The following is a 17253-nucleotide window of genomic DNA, read 5'->3' as shown; positions in this document are numbered from 1 at the left end:
CGACGGCGCTGCCCGGCACCGGCATTCGCACCCGGGCCGGGCAGCGCTCCACACTCCGCGTGCTCCCGCGCCGACTACCAGGCGACCGGGAGCCGCTCGGGCAGTCGCTTCATGAAGTTGGTACGCCAGACGAGCTGCTCGACCGGCACCGCCAGCCGCAGCTCCGGCAGCCGGTCGAGGACCGTCTCCAGGGCGATCTCGGCGTGCCGCTTGCCGAGCGCCGTCGCCGGGCAGAAGTGCCGTCCGCCGCCGAAGGACAGGTGCTCCGCGGCGTTCTCGCGGTCCGGCCGGAAGACCAGCGGCTCGGGGAACCGCTCGGGATCGTGGTTGGCCGCCTCCACGAGCACGAGCACCAGCTCGCCCGCCCGCACCAGCGTGTCACCGAGCCGCACGTCCTCCAGGGCGAGCCGGGGCAGCCCGTCGCCGATCGACAGGTTGACCCGCAGCAGTTCGTCCATCGCGCCGACGACCCCGCCGCCGGCCAGCGCGTCCCGTACGTCCTGCCGGGTCAGCACCGACACCAGCGCCATCGTCAGGAAGCCCGCGGTGGAGATCACGCCGGCTCCGAAGAGCGTCACGCCGACCGTCGCCAGCATCTCGTCCGTGAGGTGCGCGTACTCGGGATCGTCGCGCAGCGCCGCGAGTTCGGCCATCAGCCCGCCGGTCGCCGGGTCGTCCAACCGCTCGGCCATGTAGGCGATGTCCCGGTCCCAGTGGAGACGGGCGGCCTCGATCTCGCGCGGCGCGTTCATGAAGGCCACGTCCAGGCTGCGCAGCAGCCCTGGGGCGTCCTCCTCCGGGATCCCCAGGAGCCGGCAGTGCAGCCCGGCCGAGTACGGGTCGGCGAAGCCGCTCCGCAGCTCCCCGGGCGCCCCCTCGGCGAGCAGGGCGTCCACCAGGGCCCCGGCCTTGGCGCGCAGCCACTCCTCCAGACCCGGGGCCTTCGGGTTGATCGCCTTCATCACGGCCTTGCGCAGCCCCGCGCCGGTGATGTTGCCCATGTTGTTCACGACGTGCGGGGGAATCGTCAGCGCGTACTGCCGCGGCGCCCCCGGCGCCGAGGTGTCCTTCAGGCTGAACCGCGGATCCTCCAGGACCTGCTTGCACAGCCCGTACGAGGAGACCAGCCAGGCCTCGGCACCGGCGATGGTCCGCACCTTCCGCACGGGCTCGGCGCGCAGCGCGTCGACCTCGGCGGGCAGCCGGGTGCCGTTCCAGTCGAAGGGGAAGTCGGGCAGGGTCTCGACGGCGAGGGTCATCGCGCATCTCCTTCGGCGGGTTCGGGGGACTCGGGGGACTCGGCGGGCGTGAGGATGCCGTGCCCCTGGTTGCGGGAGGCGCGCAGCCCGGATCCCCGGGCGTAGAGCAGGTCGGCGAGCGGCAGCGCCTGGTGGTAGACGTTCAGCGAGGACGGCACCCCGAGGATCGCCGGGGTGTCGAGGAAGAGCGGCACCTCGGCGCAGATGTACTCCCGGCACACCTCCTTCTGCCGTTCGGTGATCTCCTGCCCGGGCGTCAGCTTCCCGGCCAGGAAGATCCCGGCGAGCACGTCGCAGGTCGCCCGCACCACCGGATCCTCGGCCACGGCCGCCACGACCTCGCGGTGCAGGGCGTCGTACGCCGGCACCCCGCGGAACTCGGACATCCCCCGGCCGCGCAGCCGCCCGCCGGCCTCGGCCTCCGCCACGGCGCCCTGGACCTTCGCCCGCACCCCGCGCAGGTTCTTCACGGCCTTGCGCCGTGCCTCGTCGGCCCCGTAGCCGAGGGCCTCGTACATGTCGGCGACATGCAGATCGGTGTAGACGAAGTCGACCCGTTCGTAGTGGTCGAGCCCCCAGCGCGCCAGTTCACGCATGCGCTGAGCGGTGAAATAGCTGTTTCCCGGTGAGACGCCGATGACCACGTGCGCGCCCTCGTCGGCGATGACGCGGCAGTGGTCGGTGTACGGCTGGAGCCGGAGCGTCTCAACAGGGGCGTAAGCCGCCTGAGTCACGTAAGAAACCCTCATCGCGCCACTAGTCCCAGCGGAGCCCTGTGCTCCGGGTGTGGCGGCAGCGACGACGACACGCTATCGATCAGTCGCGGAGCGTGAACCCCTTACTCGTAGGTATGTACGAAAGTTTTTCGCCCGTTCGCTTTTCTGTAAGAAACGCCGGAGGGCCGCCGTCCCCGGGAAGGGGACGACGGCCCTCGTCAGGCAGCCTGCGGCTTAGAGGTCGAAGTAGAGCTCGAACTCGTGCGGGTGCGGGCGCAGCTGGATCGGCGCGATCTCGTGGGTGCGCTTGTAGTCGATCCAGGTCTCGATGAGGTCGGGCGTGAAGACGCCGCCGGCCTGCAGGTACTCGTTGTCCTCCTCCAGGGCGGTGAGGACGGCCTCGAGGTTGGTCGGGACCTGCGCGACGCCCGCGTGCTCCTCGGGGGCGAGCTCGTAGAGGTCCTTGTCGATCGGCTCGGCCGGCTCGATCTTGTTCTTGACGCCGTCGAGGCCCGCGAGGAGGAGGGCGGAGAAGGCGAGGTACGGGTTCGAGGACGGGTCCGGCGCGCGGAACTCGACGCGCTTGGCCTTCGGGTTCGAGCCCGTGATCGGGATGCGCATGGCGGCGGAGCGGTTGCGCTGCGAGTAGACCAGGTTGATCGGGGCCTCGAAGCCCGGCACCAGGCGGTGGTAGGAGTTCACCGTCGGGTTGGTGAAGGCGAGCAGCGACGGGGCGTGCTTCAGGATGCCGCCGATGTAGTAGCGGGCGGTGTCCGACAGGCCCGCGTAGCCGGCCTCGTCGTAGAACAGCGGGTCGCCGTTCGACCACAGCGACTGGTGGACGTGCATGCCCGAGCCGTTGTCACCGAAGATCGGCTTCGGCATGAAGGTCGCGGTCTTGCCGTTGCGCCAGGCGACGTTCTTGATGATGTACTTGAACAGCATCAGGTCGTCGGCCGCGGCGAGCAGCGTGTTGAACTTGTAGTTGATCTCGGCCTGGCCGGCGGTGCCGACCTCGTGGTGCTGGCGCTCGACCTGCAGGCCGACCTTCTCCAGCTCCAGGGACATCTCCGCGCGCAGGTCGGCGAAGTGGTCGACCGGCGGGGCCGGGAAGTAGCCGCCCTTGTAGCGGACCTTGTAGCCCCGGTTGTCCTCCTCCTTGCCGGTGTTCCAGGCGCCGGCCTCGGAGTCGATGTGGTAGAAGCCCTGGTTCGCCGAGGTCTCGAAGCGGACCGAGTCGAACACGTAGAACTCGGCCTCGGGGCCGAAGTACGCGGTGTCGGCGATGCCGGTGGAGGCCAGGTAGGCCTCCGCCTTCTTCGCGATGTTGCGCGGGTCACGGCTGTACTGCTCGCCCGTGATCGGGTCGTGGATGAAGAAGTTGATGTTCAGCGTCTTGTCGCGGCGGAACGGGTCCAGGCGGGCCGTCGACAGGTCGGCGCGCAGGGCCATGTCCGACTCGTGGATGGCCTGGAAGCCGCGGATCGACGAGCCGTCGAAGGCCAGCTCCTCGGACGGGTCGAACGCCGTCGCCGGGATCGTGAAGTGCTGCATCACGCCCGGAAGGTCGCAGAACCGGACGTCGACCATCTTGACGTCATTGTCCTTGATGAACTTCTTGGCCTCGTCGGCGTTCTGGAACATCCAACTCCTCCTACTCCCGGCCCGGGGAGGGGCGGGCTTGCAGCTCGGTCGTGCGGCCAGTGCGGTGGCACACGCAGGACCCGACCATAGGCAGACCGGATTTCTCAAGCATGACCCATTTGTTTCGTCGAAGTTAACCGAGGCGGGTGCGCCGCGCAGGCCCGCAAGGTCTCGGCCACCCAGGCCGAAGTGATCAAAAACGGGCGCAGTACCGTGGTCGGGTGGACAACAGGCAAGCACTCGGATCATGGCTCTCCGGCCCGCGCGCCGCGGCCGAAGAAGCAGGCGTGGACTTCGGTTACCGGGGGCAGCAGCTCGGGCTGCCGGAGGAGGGGCCGGGCTCGATCGCCCGCCCGGGCCGCCGCCTCGGAGCCCTCGCCGTCGACTGGGCCCTCTGCATGCTGATCGCATACGGCCTCCTCACCCACGGCTACAACCAGGCCACCGGCAACTGGGCCCTGCTCCTCCTGCTCGTGGTGAGCGTGCTCACGGTCGGCACCATCGGCTCCACCCCCGGGAAGCGGCTCTTCGGGCTCCGGGTCGTCTCCGTGCGCGGCGGCCGCCTCGGCCTCCCCCGGGTCGTCCTGCGCAGCCTGCTGGTCTGCCTCGCCATCCCGGCCCTCATCTGGGACCGCGACGGCCGCGGTCTGCACGACCGGTTCTCCGGCGCCGTCCAGGTCCGGATCTAGCGGACCGCGGCGGAGACGAAGAGCCGCGGCAGGGACGAGAACCGCGGCAGGGGCGAGAACAGCGGCAGGGCCGAAGAACCGCGGCGGAGACGAGGAAGGGGCGCCCCGGACCGAACAGGTCCGGGGCGCCCCTTCCTCGTCCCTCGGGCTCAGCGCATCTTTCCGCCGCGCGGCATCCGCATGCCCTTCGGCATCGGGCCCTTCGGCAGCGGCATGTTGCTCATCAGGTCGCCCATCGCCCGCAGGCGGTCGTTGGTGGCCGTCACCTGCGGACCGGACAGCAGCCGGGGCAGCTTGAGCATCTTGGTGCGGACCTTCTTCAGCGGCACCTGGCCGGCGTCCTCGTCGTTGCCGACGACGATGTCGGTCACCGGCACGTCCACCGCGACGCGGGCCATCTTCTTCTTCTCGGCCGCGAGCAGCGGCTTCAGCCGGTTCGGGTTGCCCTCGCCGACCAGCACGATGCCCTGGCGGCCGACCGCCCGGTGCACGACGTCCTGGTTGCGGTTCATCGCGACCGCCGGGGTCACGGTCCAGCCGCGCCCGATGTTCTGCAGCACCGCCGCGGCGGCGCCGGGCTGGCCCTCCATCTGCCCGAATGCGGCCTTCTCCGCGCGCCGTCCGAAGACGATCGCCATCGCCAGGAACGCGAGGACGAAGCCGAGAATGCCCAGGTAGACCGGGTGACCGATCAGGAAGCCGATCGCGAGGAGGACACCGAGTACGACGATGCCCACGCCCGCGACGACGAGACCGACCTTCGGGTCGGCCTTCCGGGTCATCTTGTACGTGAGGGCGATCTGCTTCAGTCGCCCGGGGTTCGCGGCGTCAGCGCCGCCCGTGTTTGCCTTCCTCGCCATGTCCTGAAGTTTACGTGGCCCGGGAGGCCCGACCGGCCACGGCCTCCATCACGTTTTGGGCTTCCACGCGGTCCTTCGCGCGGCGGCGGTCCTCCAGGACGGACGTCCAGGCGTTGCGCCGTGCGGTGCGCTGCCCACGGGCGAGCAGCAGGGCCTCCACGGCCCGCAGGGCGTCGGTGACGGACGGGAACGCGGTGGCTCGGATGTGCGCGGCCTGCATGGGCGTGGGCCTCCGTGAACGTTCGGTGGCGGTGAGTGAGAACAGGCTCACAGATTGGTGTTACCAGGGCGTGACCCGATGGTCAAACACTGATGAAGACACCGACAAGACGGATGCGGCCATCCGGACGGACGGCCGCATCGATCGGGGCACGAGAAGCTGGGGGACCGGGACCTACGCCCCGGCTCGGCTGCGCTGCTCCATCGCCTGCTGGTACAGGCGGCCGGCCCGGTACGACGAGCGGACCAGCGGGCCCGACATCACGCCGGAGAAGCCGATCTCGTCGGCCTCCTCCTTCAGCTCCACGAACTCCTGCGGCTTCACCCAGCGCTCCACGGGGTGGTGCCGGACCGAGGGGCGCAGGTACTGGGTGATGGTGATCAGCTCGCAGCCCGCGTCGTGCAGGTGCTGCAGGGCCTCGCTGATCTCCTCGCGGGTCTCGCCCATGCCGAGGATGAGGTTCGACTTCGTGACCAGACCGTAGTCACGGGCCTTGGTGATCACGTCGAGCGAGCGCTCGTAGCGGAAGCCGGGGCGGATCCGCTTGAAGATCCGCGGCACCGTCTCGACGTTGTGCGCGAAGACCTCGGGGCGGGAGGCGAAGACCTCCTCCAGGAGCTCCGGGACCGCGTTGAAGTCGGGGGCGAGCAGCTCGACCTTGGTGCGGCCGGTGGCACGCTCCGCGGTCTGCTGGTGGATCTGGCGCACGGTCTCCGCGTACAGCCAGGCGCCGCCGTCCTCCAGGTCGTCGCGGGCGACGCCGGTGATGGTGGCGTAGTTCAGGTCCATGGTGACGACCGACTCGCCCACGCGGCGCGGCTCGTCACGGTCGAGGGCCTGCGGCTTGCCGGTGTCGATCTGGCAGAAGTCGCAGCGGCGGGTGCACTGGTCGCCGCCGATGAGGAAGGTCGCCTCGCGGTCCTCCCAGCACTCGAAGATGTTGGGACAGCCCGCCTCCTGGCACACCGTGTGCAGGCCCTCGCTCTTCACGAGACCCTGCAGCTTGTTGTACTCGGGCCCCATCTTCGCCCGGGTCTTGATCCACTCGGGCTTGCGCTCGATGGGGGTCTGGCTGTTCCGGACCTCCAGGCGCAGCATCTTGCGTCCGTCGGGTGCGACTGCGGACACATCGGCTCCTGTAGCTTCGATTCTTCGGCGCACACCAGGGTACGCCCGTTGCTTCCTATGCCTTCACCCTTGGCCAACCCGTGGCCAGGGGTCGGCATTCCTAGGCCGAGGCCCGCTCCGTCTCGCGCGCGCCTTCGCCCGCGTCGTCACGGGCCGTTTCGCCCGCGCCCTCGCGCTCGACGACCCGCGGCTTCAGGTCCGCGTTCTCCAGCACGTCCTTCAGGTGCTTCTCCACGATCGGGAGCACCTCGTCGATCGTGACGTCCCGGCCGAGCTCGTTGGCCAGGGAGGCCACGCCCGCGTCGCGGATGCCGCACGGGATGATCCGGTCGAACCAGGTGTTGTCCGGGTTCACGTTGAGCGAGAAGCCGTGCATGGTGACGCCCTTGGCGACCCGGATGCCGATGGCCGCCAGCTTGCGGTCCTCGCGGCGCTGGCCGGCGTTGGACGGGGCGTACTCGGGGCCGTTCAGCCGGGGGTCGAACTCGTCGTCGGCCAGCCGCGGGTCGAAGTCCAGCGACAGGCCGCCGAGCGCCGGGCGCTGCTCGACCGGGTCGCCGAGCACCCACACGCCGCTGCGGCCCTCGACCCGGCTGGTCTCCAGGCCGAACTCGGCGGCGGTGCGGATCAGCGCCTCCTCCAGGCGGCGGACGTGGGCGACCACGTCGACCGGGCGGGGCAGCTTCATGATCGGGTAGCCGACCAGCTGGCCGGGCCCGTGCCAGGTGATCTTGCCGCCGCGGTCCACGTCGATGACGGGAGTCCCGTCCAGCGGGCGCTCGCTGTCCGCGGTGCGGCGGCCCGCGGTGTACACCGGCGGGTGCTCCAGCAGCAGACAGGTGTCCTCGACCTCGTCGGCGAACCGGGCGGCGTGCACCTCGCGCTGCTTGTCCCACGCCGCCTGGTACTCGACGGCGTCCTCGCCGAAGCCCAGACGGACGAATCGCAGCTCACTCACGGCCTTGCCTCCTCCTGGGTGCCGCGAGCCGGGTTCCGGGGATCGTCCCGGGGCGGGAGCCGGCGCGGCACCATGCGTCATTCACGCCCATGCCACTGTACGGCGACACGCCGGACGGCCCTCCGCCAGGTGTTCGAGGGTCCGGGTCCCGTGACGGACGGTCGTCGACGCCCTCCGGCCGGGCACGGAACGTGACGGCGTGTCGCTGTCGGGAGAATCGGTTCACCGTGCCGCGCCGTCCCTACGGTCACCCCGACACCTTTTCCTCGGCGTCGGACGACGCGCCCACCGGCGGCGGGGTGCGCCGGCTCCGGCCCACCCCCTCGACCGACTCCGGTCCGGCCCCCTGGGGCCGGACCGCCCTCGCCGCCGTCCCCCCCCCGGGTCGCCGCTGGTCACCGACCAGCGGCAACCCTCCCTCCCGTTCCTCACACGATCGGATGAATGTGGGGCGAAGGTGGCGGTTAGGGCGGTCGCTGCCGCTAAATTCACGCCGTTCCATGAGGGCCATGAGGGTCCGTTACGGGCTGCCACCCGGGCCCGGAAGGCAGGAGACCGCACAGCTGATGACGGAACGACCCCCGCAGCGCATCCCGAACCGCCAGCTCGCCGCGCTCATCGCCGAAGCAGGTTTCTCCAACGCGGGTCTCGCCAGACGGGTGGACCAGCTCGGTCTGGAACACGGACTCGACCTGCGCTACGACAAGACCTCGGTGACCCGATGGCTGCGCGGGCAGCAGCCGCGCGGCACCACGCCCGCGCTGATCGCCGAGGTCTTCACCCGGCGGCTCGGCCGTCGTCTCTCCGCGCAGGACCTCGGGCTCGACGCCTGCGCCCCGGTCTACGCGGGCCTGGAGTTCGCGGCGACGCCGGAGGAGGCCGTCGACATCGTCAGCGGGCTGTGGCGCAAGGACTCCGGCAGCCACGCAGAGCTGCGGAAGATCGCCTTCACCCCGGCGGGACTCGTCGTCCCCAGCCGGGACTGGCTGATCGGCCGGGCCGACGAGCGGGTGGCGCGCGGCGAGCCCGCGGGCGGCGCGCCCGTCGGCCCCGCCCCGAAGACCCCCGCCCCCGACCCGCGGGTCCCGCTCCAGGGCCGGTTCTCCGTCCCCCGGCAGCGCGGCACCGACCGGGGCCCCGGCCAGCGGGTCTCCAGCGGCGACATCGCCGCGCTGCGCTCGGTCGGCGAGCTCTTCCGCACCCTCGACCACGCCTACGGCGGCGGCCACGCCCGCCAGGCCCTGGTCCGCTACCTGGAGCACGAGGCGGAGCCGATGCTCCGCGGCACGTACGGCGAGAGCGTCGGCCGCCGCCTGTTCGCCGCCGCCGCCGACCTCACCCGGCTCGCCGGGTGGACCTCGTACGACATCGCCGCGCACGGCCTCGCCCAGCGCTACTTCGTGCAGGCGCTGCGGCTCGCCCAGGCGGCCGGGGACCGGGCCTACGGCTCCTACGTCCTCGTCACCATGAGCCACCAGGCCGTCTACCTGGGCCACGGCCGCGAGGCCGTGCAGCTGGCCCGGGTCGCCCAGCAGGGCGTCGGCACCGCCGCCCCGCCCGTCGTCCAGGCCCTCCTGCACGCGGTCGAGGCGCGCGGACACGGCGTGCTCGGGGAGTCCCGGGCCTGCGGCGCCGCGCTGGCCCGGGCCGAGCGCGCCCTGGAGGCGGCCCGGCCCGGCGACGAGGTGCCGTACTGGGCCCGGTCCTTCGACGAGGCCCAGCTCGCCGACGAGTTCGGGCACTGCCACCGCGACCTCCAGCAGTACCGGGCCGCCGCCCAGCACGCCGAGCGCGCCCTCCAGCTCCGCGCCCCCGGCTACGCCCGCAGCCGGCTCTTCTGCCGGGTCGTCCTCGCCTCCGCCCGGCTCGCGCTCGGCGAGCTCGACCAGGCCTGCGCGCTCGGCGCCGAGGCCGCCCAGCAGGCCTCCGAGATGCGCTCCGCCCGCGCGGTCGAGTACGTGCGCGACTTCGAGCGGCGCCTGGAGCCCTACCGCGACGCCCCCGCCGCCCGCACCTACCGCGACCGCGTGGCCGCCCTCGGCTAGGGGTCCCGGCGTCGGACCCCGCCCGCCCTGCGGGCGACGACCGGCCTCGACGACGGGACCTGCCGGCCGGGGCTACGCCGCCTTCACCGCGCCGCTCTCCGGCCCGCTCAGCGGCAGCCCCAGGTCGGCGAGGAGGGCCGCGGTGACACGGCGGGCCGAGGACAGGGCGCCGACGGGGGTGCCGGTGGCCCGGTGGTCGCCGCACACGTAGAGGCCGGCCAGGACGCGGACCGGGCGCTCGGGGTCGAACGGCGGCCGCATCGCCGGGAAGGCGTACGGCGTGTGGTGCGAGGCCAGCAGTTCCCACTCGTCCGTCGACACCCCGTAGAGCGTCGCCAGGTGCTTGCGGACCCGGCGCTCGGTGTCGTCCGGCGGGGTGCCGAGGACCGTCGAGGTGATCAGGGTCCGGCCGGCCGGGGCCCGGGTCGGGTCCACCGCGCTCATGACCGCCGTGTACGCCACCGGCCCGCCCGGATCGGACTCCAGGAGCAGCACCGGGTCGGTGCCGGGGGCGGCCGGCGCCGTGTGGTGGAGCACGGTCGCCGCCTGGTACGCCGGCACGCGCAGGCCCGGAAGCAGCTCCGCCGCCGTCCGCCCACCCGTCGCCACGACCACCGAGCGGCAGGAGAACACCCCGTGCTCGGCCGTCGTCACCCGCGAGATCGACGCCTCCGTGACCCGTACCCCGGTGTGGACCGTCCCCGGTGGCAGCGCCGCCGCGAGCCGCTCCGGCAGCGTGCCCGAACCGCCCTCCGGCACGCCCAGCCTGCCCCGCGCGAAGGACCGCAGCGCGAGGTCGGCGCGCCGGCTGGAGGTCGTCAGGTCCGGGTCCCCCAGCAGCGCGGCCAGCAGCGGCCGCAGCACGCCCTGCACCGTACGGGCCGGCAGCCGGGCCGCCAGGGCCTCGCGGGCGGTCCGCTCCGTGCGGGTGAGCAGCCGCTGCGGCGGCGTCGTGGCCAGCCGCACCAGAGAGGCGCCGAGCCGTGCCTGGTCGAGCGAGACGGCCGGATTCCGCGGGGCGCCCGCGAGGGCACGCGCCACTCCCCGGGCTCCCGCGACGCCCCGTGCACCCCCTGCGCCCCGTGTGCTCCACGGCGCGTGCGGCGCGCCCCACCGTCCGTACCGCCCGTCGCTGTGCACGAGCACGCCCGGAGCGAACGGGCGCAGCGGGACGCCCTCGACCTCCGGCACGGTGAACAGCGGCCCGACATGGTCGAGCCGGAAGCCGTCGACGGTGTCGGTCGCCATCCGGCCGCCGACCCGCGGCGCGGCCTCGAGGACCGTCACCGAGAGCCCGGCCCCGGTCAGCTGATGAGCCGTCGCGAGTCCCGCGAGCCCCGCTCCCACGACGACGACGTCCGTTTCCTTGCGCACGTGCCCCTCCCCAGGTCGGCGCGGCTGGTTTGAGGCCTATGCCCCCGACGCGCCCCCGGAATGCCCGAGTTCGCAAGAGAGTAGGCAGCGCTCCCACCGCCGGGCGCCGCGCGCGACGGGGGTGCACGCAGCACGGGGGAGCGCACGCGCCCGGGGGCCCGTCCTTCGGATCATGCCGCGCTCGCGGCGTCCGGCCCCTGATCCGGCCCGGCCCGGAAGGCAGGCCCGAAGCGGGAGGTGGCGGGTCGTCAGCGGGTCGCGGCGCGCACCGCGTCGTCGATCGTCGGGAACGCGAAGTCGAAACCGGTCTCCAACAGGCGCCCCGGAAGCACGCGTTGGCTGCCGAGCACGTCCTGGGCGAACTCCCCGAGCGCCACCCGCAGCGCGGGTGCCGGCACGTGGAGGACGGCAGGGCGACGCAGCACGCGCCCCATCGCCGCCGTCACCTCCCGGTTGGTGACGGGCTCGGGCGCGGTCAGGTTCACCGGGCCCGTCAGGCCGGGGGTGTCCATCAGGTGCCGCAGCGCGGCGACCTCGTCGTGCAGCGAGATGAAGCTCCAGTACTGGCTGCCGTCGCCCATCCGCCCGCCGAGCCCGGCCCGGAACAGGGGGAAGAGCCGTCCCCAGGCGCCGCCCTCACGGGCCACCACCAGTCCGGTACGGGCGTACGCCACGCGGATGCCCGCCGCCTCGGCGGGCGCCGCCGCGGACTCCCACTCCACGCACACCGAGGGCAGGAAGCCCTCGCCCGCCGGTGCGCTCTCGTCCACGGCACGGCTGCCCGTGTCGCCGTAGTAGCCCAGGGCCGTCCCGCAGACCAGCACCTCGGGCGGGGTCGCGAGCGAGGCCAGCGCCTCGGCGATCGCCCGCGTGCCGAGCACCCGGCTGTCGCGGATCTCCTTCTTGAAGGTCTCGCTCCAGCGCCGCTCGCCGACGCCCGCGCCCGCCAGGTGCACGACCGCGTCGACCCCGACGAGCCCGGCGGCGTCCACGTACAGCCGGGCCGGGTCCCACTCCACCTCGTCGGCCGCGGCGGCCGGCCGCCGGACCAGCCTCAGCACGTCGTGCCCGTCGGCGCGCAGGGAGCGCACGAGGGCGGAACCGATCAGTCCGGACGCGCCGGTGACGGCCACCCGCCTGCGGGACGCCGGGGCCGGGTGCGACGAGTGCTGCGAGGAGGGCTGCATGCCGCCATCCTGCCCTCCCGGGGCCCGTCGTGGCACAGTGGCTCGCATGATCGTGCCGGAGATACGGATCCGCGGGGCCGTGCGCGACGACGAACGCGCCCTCGCCGCGCTCGACCGCGCCACCTGGTCGCACCTGCACGCGGTGCTGCCCGCCCCCGCGCCGGGGCAGCCCTTCTACGACGAGCGGCACCTGCCCGAGCACTACCTGGTCGCGGAGACGGCGGGCGCGGAGCTCGTCGGCTACCTCCGGCTCGTGCCGCCCACCCCGATGGCCTGCCACCTCCACGTCCGGCAGATCCAGGGCCTCGCCGTCGCCGCGTCCGTCCGCGGCCGGGGCGTGGCCCGCGCGCTGCTGCGTGCCGCGTTGGACCGCGCCCGCGCCGAGGGCGCCACCCGGATCACCCTCCGGGTCCTCGGCCACAACGCGCCCGCCCGCGCCCTCTACGCCGCGGAGGGCTTCGCGGTCGAGGGCGTGCTGCCGGGGGAGTTCCTGCTCGACGGGGCGTACGTGGACGACGTCCTCATGGGCAGGTCACTGCTCGGCTGAGGCCGCCGGCTCCGCGACCGCCGGGGGCGGCGTCGGCCCGGCCGGGACCGGCGCGAGGAGCCGCATCCCGCCCGTCAGTTCGCGCAGGCAGCGCACCGCCAGCTCCGCCGGGGCGCCGTCGCCCCGCACGGGTGCGTCCGTCTCCGCCCAGGTCTCCAGCGCGATCCGGATCGCGTCGGTGGCCGCGGCGGCGGCCAGCCTGAGCTCCAGGGGGTCGGCGCCGGGACCCGCGAGGCCGGCGAGGACCTCGCGGAGGCGGTCCTCGGACTCCTGGTTGACCCGGTACCAGACGGCCCGCAGCGCCGGGTCCCGTTCCGCCGCGCGCAACAGCCCACGGGTCCAGCGCAGGCCCTCCTCCTCCGCCGCCCCGTCGGCCGCGAGGGAGCCGGCGATGGACCGCTCCAGGGCGGCCGGCAGCGCGGTGCCCGGTTCGGTGGCGGCGAGCTCGGCCCGCCAGCGGTCGGCGCCGCCCGCGAGGAGCGGGGCGACGGCGTCCTGCTTGGAGCGGAAATAGCGGTAGAAGGTGCGCAGCGCGACTCCGGCCCGCTGGGAGATGTCCTCGGCGGTGGTGTCGTCGGGGCCGCGCTCGGTGAACAGCTCCGCGGCGGCGCGGGCGATGTCGAGCTGGGTGGCGGCCTTGCGGCGCTCGGTCAGCGTCAGGGGCCGGGGCGGGCGGGGTGATCCGGGCTGCATGCTCACCCACCCAGCGTACGCTCCAGGATGCCAGGAGGGCATTTCATGCAGCTATGGCAAAACGTGCCACCTGGGCGTACGGTGTCATCACTCCGGAAAACTCGACATCGAGAGGTTGTCGTCATGAACCAGCTGACCCGCTACGAAGGACGCCGCGCACTCGTCACCGGCGGCGGCTCGGGCATCGGCCAGGCCACCGTGCTGCGCATGCTGGCGGAGGGCGGCACCGTGGTCGCCGCCGACATCAGCGAGGACGGCCTCAAGGACACCGTCGCCAAGGCCGGCGACGCCGCCGACCGCCTCACCACGATCGTCGTGGACGTCGCCGACGAGACCTCCGTGCGCGCGGGCGTCGCCGCCGCCGTGGCCGCCCTCGGCGGCCTGGACGTCCTGGTCAACGCGGCCGGCATCCTGCGCTCCTCGCACACCCACGAGACGAGCCTCGACGCCTTCGAGCAGGTCGTCCGGATCAACCTCACCGGCACCTTCCTCGTCATCCGCGAGGCGATACCGGCGCTCCTGGAGGGCAACGGCTCCGCCGTCGTCAACTTCTCCTCCACGTCCGCGATGTTCGCCCACCCCTACATGGCGGCCTACGCGGCCAGCAAGGGCGGCATCCAGTCCATGACCCACGCGCTCGCAGCCGAGTACGCCAAGCAGGGCATCCGCTTCACCGCCGTCCAGCCCGGCTCCATCTCCTCCGGCATGACCGACGGCTCCGGCGCCAGCAAGCAGTCCGTCGGCCCCGGCCTGCCCGAGGACACCGACTGGTCGCTCTTCGCCAAGCTCGCCCCCGCCCTCGGCCAGGGCTTCGCCGGCCCCGAGACCGTCGCCGGCGTCGTCGCGATGCTCGCCTCCGAGGACGGGAAGTTCATCACCGGCACCGAGGTCCGCATCGACGGCGGGACCCACTTCTGAACCCCGGGCCACCTCTCGGGGACTGACAGGCCCCCGGTTCGGTCCCGGGACCCCGTACCCCCGTCACCCGGGACCGAACCGGGCCCACAGCCTCGGGAAGCGGGCCGCGAGCGCCCCGTCGTCGTCCAGGTCGAACGGGGCGCCCTCCGGCTCCGCGCCCGGCGGCGGAATGCCCAGGTCCGGCGTCTCCGCGCCGGTCAGGCGCTCGTACGCCTCGTCCGCGGCGAAGCCCAGCTCCTCGCCGTCCCCGTCGATCTCCTCGTCGAAATCGGCCAACAGCTCCGCCAGCGCGTCGGGATCGTGCACCGCCCCCTCGAAGACCTCCCGGCCCTGGCCGATCAGCCAGCAGCGGAAGTAGTCGAAGGCCTCGACCCCCGCCCCGTCGAGCAGCAGCGCCGCCGCGCCCCACACGTCCCAGGTGTACGCGCGGTTGTAGCGGGCCTCGAAATGGCGGGCGAAGTCCACGACGGCGTCCGGGTCGAGCAGCGTCAGCCGCTCCACGAGCAGGTCGGCGTGCTCCTCCGGATCGCCCTCCGCCCGCTCCCGGGTGGAGTCGATCATCTCCCAGAACTCCGTCTCGTCCATCACGGGACAAGCATCGTGGGTCGAGGAGGCCGACGCACCCGGAAACGGCCGAAAACAATCCGGACAGAAGATGTCGGATTTCCCTGTCAGGCTGCTCGCATGACCACGGAAACGAAGCCCCTCGCGGGCCGCATCGCCCTCGTCGCAGGCGCCACCCGAGGAGCCGGACGGGGCATCGCCGTCCAGCTCGGCGCCGCCGGAGCGACCGTCTACGTCACCGGCCGCACCACGCGCGACAGGGTCAGCGAGGTCGGCCGCGCCACCGAGACGATCGAGGAGACCGCCGAGCTCGTCACGGCGGCCGGCGGCGAGGGCGTCGCCGTCCCCACCGACCACCTGGAGCCCGAACAGGTCCGCGCGCTCGTCGAGCGGATCGACCACGACCACGGGCGCCTCGACGTGCTCGTCAACGACGTCTGGGGCGGCGAGCACCTCGTCGGCCCGTCCTTCGGCAGGAAGACCTGGGAGATCGACCTGGACGGGGGCCTGCGGATGCTCGAACTCGGCGTGAAGACGCACGCCGTCACCTCGCACGCCGTGCTGCCGCTGCTGATCCGCCACCAGGGCGGACTCGTCGTCGAGGTCACCGACGGCACCGCCGCGTACAACGCCACCCGTTACCGCGAGAACCTCTTCTACGACCTCGCCAAGAACGCCCCGATCCGGATGGCCTTCGGCCTCGCGAAGGAGCTGGCGGAGTACGGCGGCACCGCGGTCTCCGTCACCCCCGGCTGGCTGAGGTCCGAGCAGATGCTCGCCGCCTTCGGCGTCACCGAGGAGAACTGGCGGGACGCCACCGAGGACCTGCCCGGCTTCGCGATCGCCGAGTCCCCCGTGTACGTGGGCCGGGCCGTCGCCGCGCTCGCCGCCGACCCCGACCGGGCGCGCTGGACCGGGCAGTCGCTGTCCAGCGGACAGCTGGCGGCGGAGTACGGCTTCACCGACGCGGACGGCTCACGCCCGGACGCGTGGGGCTTCATGATCGCCCAGGAGACCGACCCGGACGCCTCCGTGGAGGCCTACCGCTAGGGACCACGGCCGGGTGCGGCGCCGGGCGCCCTCCCGGCGGCTCAGGGCCGCGGAGGCGTCGGCGGTGGGACCGGCGGTGGCCCGTCGTCGCCGTCGCCGCCCTGGAGGTAGAGCGCCGCCAGACCCCGGGCGGCCTCCGTGAAGCGCTCGCGGAGCGCTGCCGGGGCCAGCACCTCGACCTCCGGGCCCAGACCGAGCAGCTGGCCGAACGCCACCTCCTCGTCCTCCACCCGGAGCGCCACCCGGACCCGTCCGTCCTCCTCGGCCGCCCCCGCCGCCAGCGCCTCCTCGGCCGCCGCCCGGTCCGTCACGTGCGGCAGCCTCCGCGCGCCCGCCGCGGTGAGCCGCAGCTGCACCTCGGCCCGCAGCAACGAGCGCGCGAACTCGGCCGAGCGCTCGGTCCAGAACTCCGCCAGGTCGAACTCCGGATCCCGCGCGAAGGGCACCTCGCCCACCGTCACCTCGGCGAACCGGTCCACCCGGTAGGTCCGGTACACGGAGCCGGCCCGGGCGCACACGTACCAGACCCCCGCCTTCAGGACGAGGCCGTACGGCTGCAGCTCCCGCGCCACCTCGGTGTCGCCCCGCCGGTAGCGGGCCCGTACCGGCCGGTCGTCCCACACCGCCTCCGCCAGCGGGGCGAGCGACTCCGGAGTCTCCGGCTCCTGGTACCAGGCGGGCGCGTCCAGATGGAAGCGGCGCCCCGCCGCCTCCGGCGCGTCCCGCAACGAGGGCAGCAGCGCCGCCGACACCTTCAGGCGCGCCGCCGAGGCCGCGTCCGCGAGCCCCATGTCCCGCAGCGCCCCCGGCAGCCCCGACAGGAAGAGCGCCTCCGCCTCCCCGCGCGCGAGCCCCGTCAGCCGCGTCCGGTACCCGCCGACCAGCCGGTACCCGCCCGTCCGGCCCCGGTCCGCGTACACCGGCACGCCCGCCTCGGACAGCGCCGACGCGTCCCGCGTGACGGTCCGTTCGGACACCTCCAGCTCCTCCGCCAGCTCGGCCGCGGTCATCGAAGGCCGGGACTGCAGAAGGAGCACCATCTTGATGAGGCGGGCGGCACGCATGGCCCCAGCGTGCCAGCCGTCCGGCCCCGTGGGGCCGCGGACCCCGCAGGCGACGAACAGGCCGAGGGGTCGAGCGGCCGGGGGCGAAGCGGCCGGGGGCGAGACGGACGGGGTGAAGCTGCCGAAGGGCGAGACGGCCGGGGGCGAGTCGGCCGAGAGGTGAAGCGGCCGGGGTGAGGCGGCTGAGGCGTGAAGCGGCCCCGAGGGGTGAAGCGGCCCCGAAGGGCGAGACGGCCGAGGGGCCGGGGCCCGGCCCGGGGGGCGGGCCCGGGGCCCCCCGCCGCGGGGGGCGCGCCCCAGCCGGCGAGGGGGGGGGGTGGGGGGATGGTGTTAAATG

Annotated in this window: 17 protein-coding genes; 5 read left to right on the top strand and 12 right to left on the bottom strand. The window is 73.4% G+C overall.

The window, feature by feature from the left end; all coding sequences use genetic code 11:
• Positions 1 to 74: 74 nt before the first annotated feature.
• The 3 genes from AB0M16_RS33100 to glnA form a co-directional block, all read right to left on the bottom strand.
• Positions 75 to 1259 (bottom strand): cytochrome P450, encoded by a 1185-nt coding sequence (locus AB0M16_RS33100; protein WP_365349634.1) that lies wholly within the window; start codon positions 1257 to 1259, stop codon positions 75 to 77.
• On the bottom strand, positions 1256 to 1993 hold the full coding sequence (locus AB0M16_RS33095; protein WP_365349632.1) for a tRNA-dependent cyclodipeptide synthase: 738 nt from the start codon (positions 1991 to 1993) through the stop codon (positions 1256 to 1258). Before AB0M16_RS33095 ends, AB0M16_RS33100 begins: the two co-directional genes overlap by 4 nt.
• Before the next feature lie 216 nt (positions 1994 to 2209).
• On the bottom strand, positions 2210 to 3619 hold the full coding sequence (glnA, locus tag AB0M16_RS33090) for a type I glutamate--ammonia ligase (protein WP_365349630.1): 1410 nt from the start codon (positions 3617 to 3619) through the stop codon (positions 2210 to 2212).
• A gap of 221 nt (positions 3620 to 3840) precedes the next feature.
• Between glnA and AB0M16_RS33085 the strand changes: the two genes are divergently transcribed.
• Complete coding sequence (locus tag AB0M16_RS33085) at positions 3841 to 4308, top strand: RDD family protein (RefSeq protein ID WP_365349628.1); 468 nt, start codon at positions 3841 to 3843, stop codon at positions 4306 to 4308.
• A 149-nt stretch (positions 4309 to 4457) separates the two neighbouring features.
• On the opposite strand, the gene AB0M16_RS33080 is transcribed toward AB0M16_RS33085, so the two are convergent.
• The 4 genes from AB0M16_RS33080 to lipB all read right to left on the bottom strand — a co-directional run bounded on the left by AB0M16_RS33080 (position 4458) and on the right by lipB (position 7474).
• Entirely contained in the window at positions 4458 to 5168 is a 711-nt protein-coding gene (locus AB0M16_RS33080) for a DUF4191 domain-containing protein (protein ID WP_365349626.1), read from the bottom strand.
• Positions 5169 to 5178: 10 nt separating this feature from the next.
• Complete coding sequence (locus tag AB0M16_RS33075) at positions 5179 to 5388, bottom strand: hypothetical protein (protein ID WP_365349624.1); 210 nt, start codon at positions 5386 to 5388, stop codon at positions 5179 to 5181.
• Positions 5389 to 5562: 174 nt separating this feature from the next.
• On the bottom strand, positions 5563 to 6516 hold the full coding sequence (gene lipA, locus AB0M16_RS33070; RefSeq protein WP_365349622.1) for a lipoyl synthase: 954 nt from the start codon (positions 6514 to 6516) through the stop codon (positions 5563 to 5565).
• Between the two features lie 100 nt (positions 6517 to 6616).
• The gene (lipB, locus tag AB0M16_RS33065) at positions 6617 to 7474 is read right to left on the bottom strand and encodes a lipoyl(octanoyl) transferase LipB (RefSeq protein ID WP_365349620.1); all 858 of its coding nucleotides are present in this window, start codon (positions 7472 to 7474) and stop codon (positions 6617 to 6619) included.
• Between the two features lie 566 nt (positions 7475 to 8040).
• Here lipB and AB0M16_RS33060 point away from each other — a divergent pair.
• Entirely contained in the window at positions 8041 to 9519 is a 1479-nt protein-coding gene (locus AB0M16_RS33060; RefSeq protein ID WP_365349618.1) for a regulator, read from the top strand.
• A 72-nt stretch (positions 9520 to 9591) separates the two neighbouring features.
• Here AB0M16_RS33060 and AB0M16_RS33055 read toward each other — a convergent pair whose 3' ends face one another.
• Both AB0M16_RS33055 and AB0M16_RS33050 read right to left on the bottom strand, forming a co-directional pair.
• Positions 9592 to 10893 carry an NAD(P)/FAD-dependent oxidoreductase gene (locus tag AB0M16_RS33055; protein WP_365349616.1) on the bottom strand — a complete coding sequence of 434 codons (1302 nt, stop codon included), beginning with the start codon at positions 10891 to 10893 and terminating at the stop codon, positions 9592 to 9594.
• Positions 10894 to 11141: 248 nt separating this feature from the next.
• On the bottom strand, positions 11142 to 12080 hold the full coding sequence (locus AB0M16_RS33050; RefSeq protein WP_365349614.1) for a TIGR01777 family oxidoreductase: 939 nt from the start codon (positions 12078 to 12080) through the stop codon (positions 11142 to 11144).
• Positions 12081 to 12126: 46 nt separating this feature from the next.
• Between AB0M16_RS33050 and AB0M16_RS33045 the strand changes: the two genes are divergently transcribed.
• A complete protein-coding gene (locus AB0M16_RS33045) occupies positions 12127 to 12627 on the top strand; it encodes a GNAT family N-acetyltransferase (protein WP_365349612.1) in 501 nt (166 codons plus the stop codon).
• Here the strand turns inward: AB0M16_RS33045 and AB0M16_RS33040 are convergent.
• Positions 12613 to 13320, bottom strand: a complete 708-nt coding sequence (locus AB0M16_RS33040) for a TetR family transcriptional regulator (RefSeq protein ID WP_365349725.1) — start codon at positions 13318 to 13320, stop codon at positions 12613 to 12615. The two genes, AB0M16_RS33045 and AB0M16_RS33040, sit on opposite strands and share 15 nt — an antisense overlap.
• A gap of 123 nt (positions 13321 to 13443) precedes the next feature.
• Between AB0M16_RS33040 and AB0M16_RS33035 the strand changes: the two genes are divergently transcribed.
• Positions 13444 to 14238, top strand: a complete 795-nt coding sequence (locus tag AB0M16_RS33035) for an SDR family oxidoreductase (protein ID WP_365349610.1) — start codon at positions 13444 to 13446, stop codon at positions 14236 to 14238.
• A gap of 63 nt (positions 14239 to 14301) precedes the next feature.
• Here the strand turns inward: AB0M16_RS33035 and AB0M16_RS33030 are convergent, their stop codons facing one another.
• A complete protein-coding gene (locus tag AB0M16_RS33030) occupies positions 14302 to 14823 on the bottom strand; it encodes a DUF4240 domain-containing protein (protein WP_365349722.1) in 522 nt (173 codons plus the stop codon).
• 99 nt (positions 14824 to 14922) lie between these two features.
• On the opposite strand from AB0M16_RS33030, the gene AB0M16_RS33025 reads away from it, so the two are divergent.
• Entirely contained in the window at positions 14923 to 15852 is a 930-nt protein-coding gene (locus AB0M16_RS33025) for an SDR family oxidoreductase (protein ID WP_365349608.1), read from the top strand.
• Positions 15853 to 15893: 41 nt separating this feature from the next.
• On the opposite strand, the gene AB0M16_RS33020 is transcribed toward AB0M16_RS33025, so the two are convergent.
• On the bottom strand, positions 15894 to 16916 hold the full coding sequence (locus tag AB0M16_RS33020; protein WP_365349606.1) for a WYL domain-containing protein: 1023 nt from the start codon (positions 16914 to 16916) through the stop codon (positions 15894 to 15896).
• Positions 16917 to 17253 lie beyond the last annotated feature (337 nt).

Origin of the sequence: Streptomyces sp. NPDC051921 (assembly GCF_040680975.1) — a bacterium.
Taxonomy (GTDB): Bacteria; Actinomycetota; Actinomycetes; order Streptomycetales; family Streptomycetaceae; genus Streptomyces.
The sequence above is the reverse complement of the archived record's forward strand: the minus strand, read 5'-3'. Positions and strand labels throughout refer to the sequence as shown.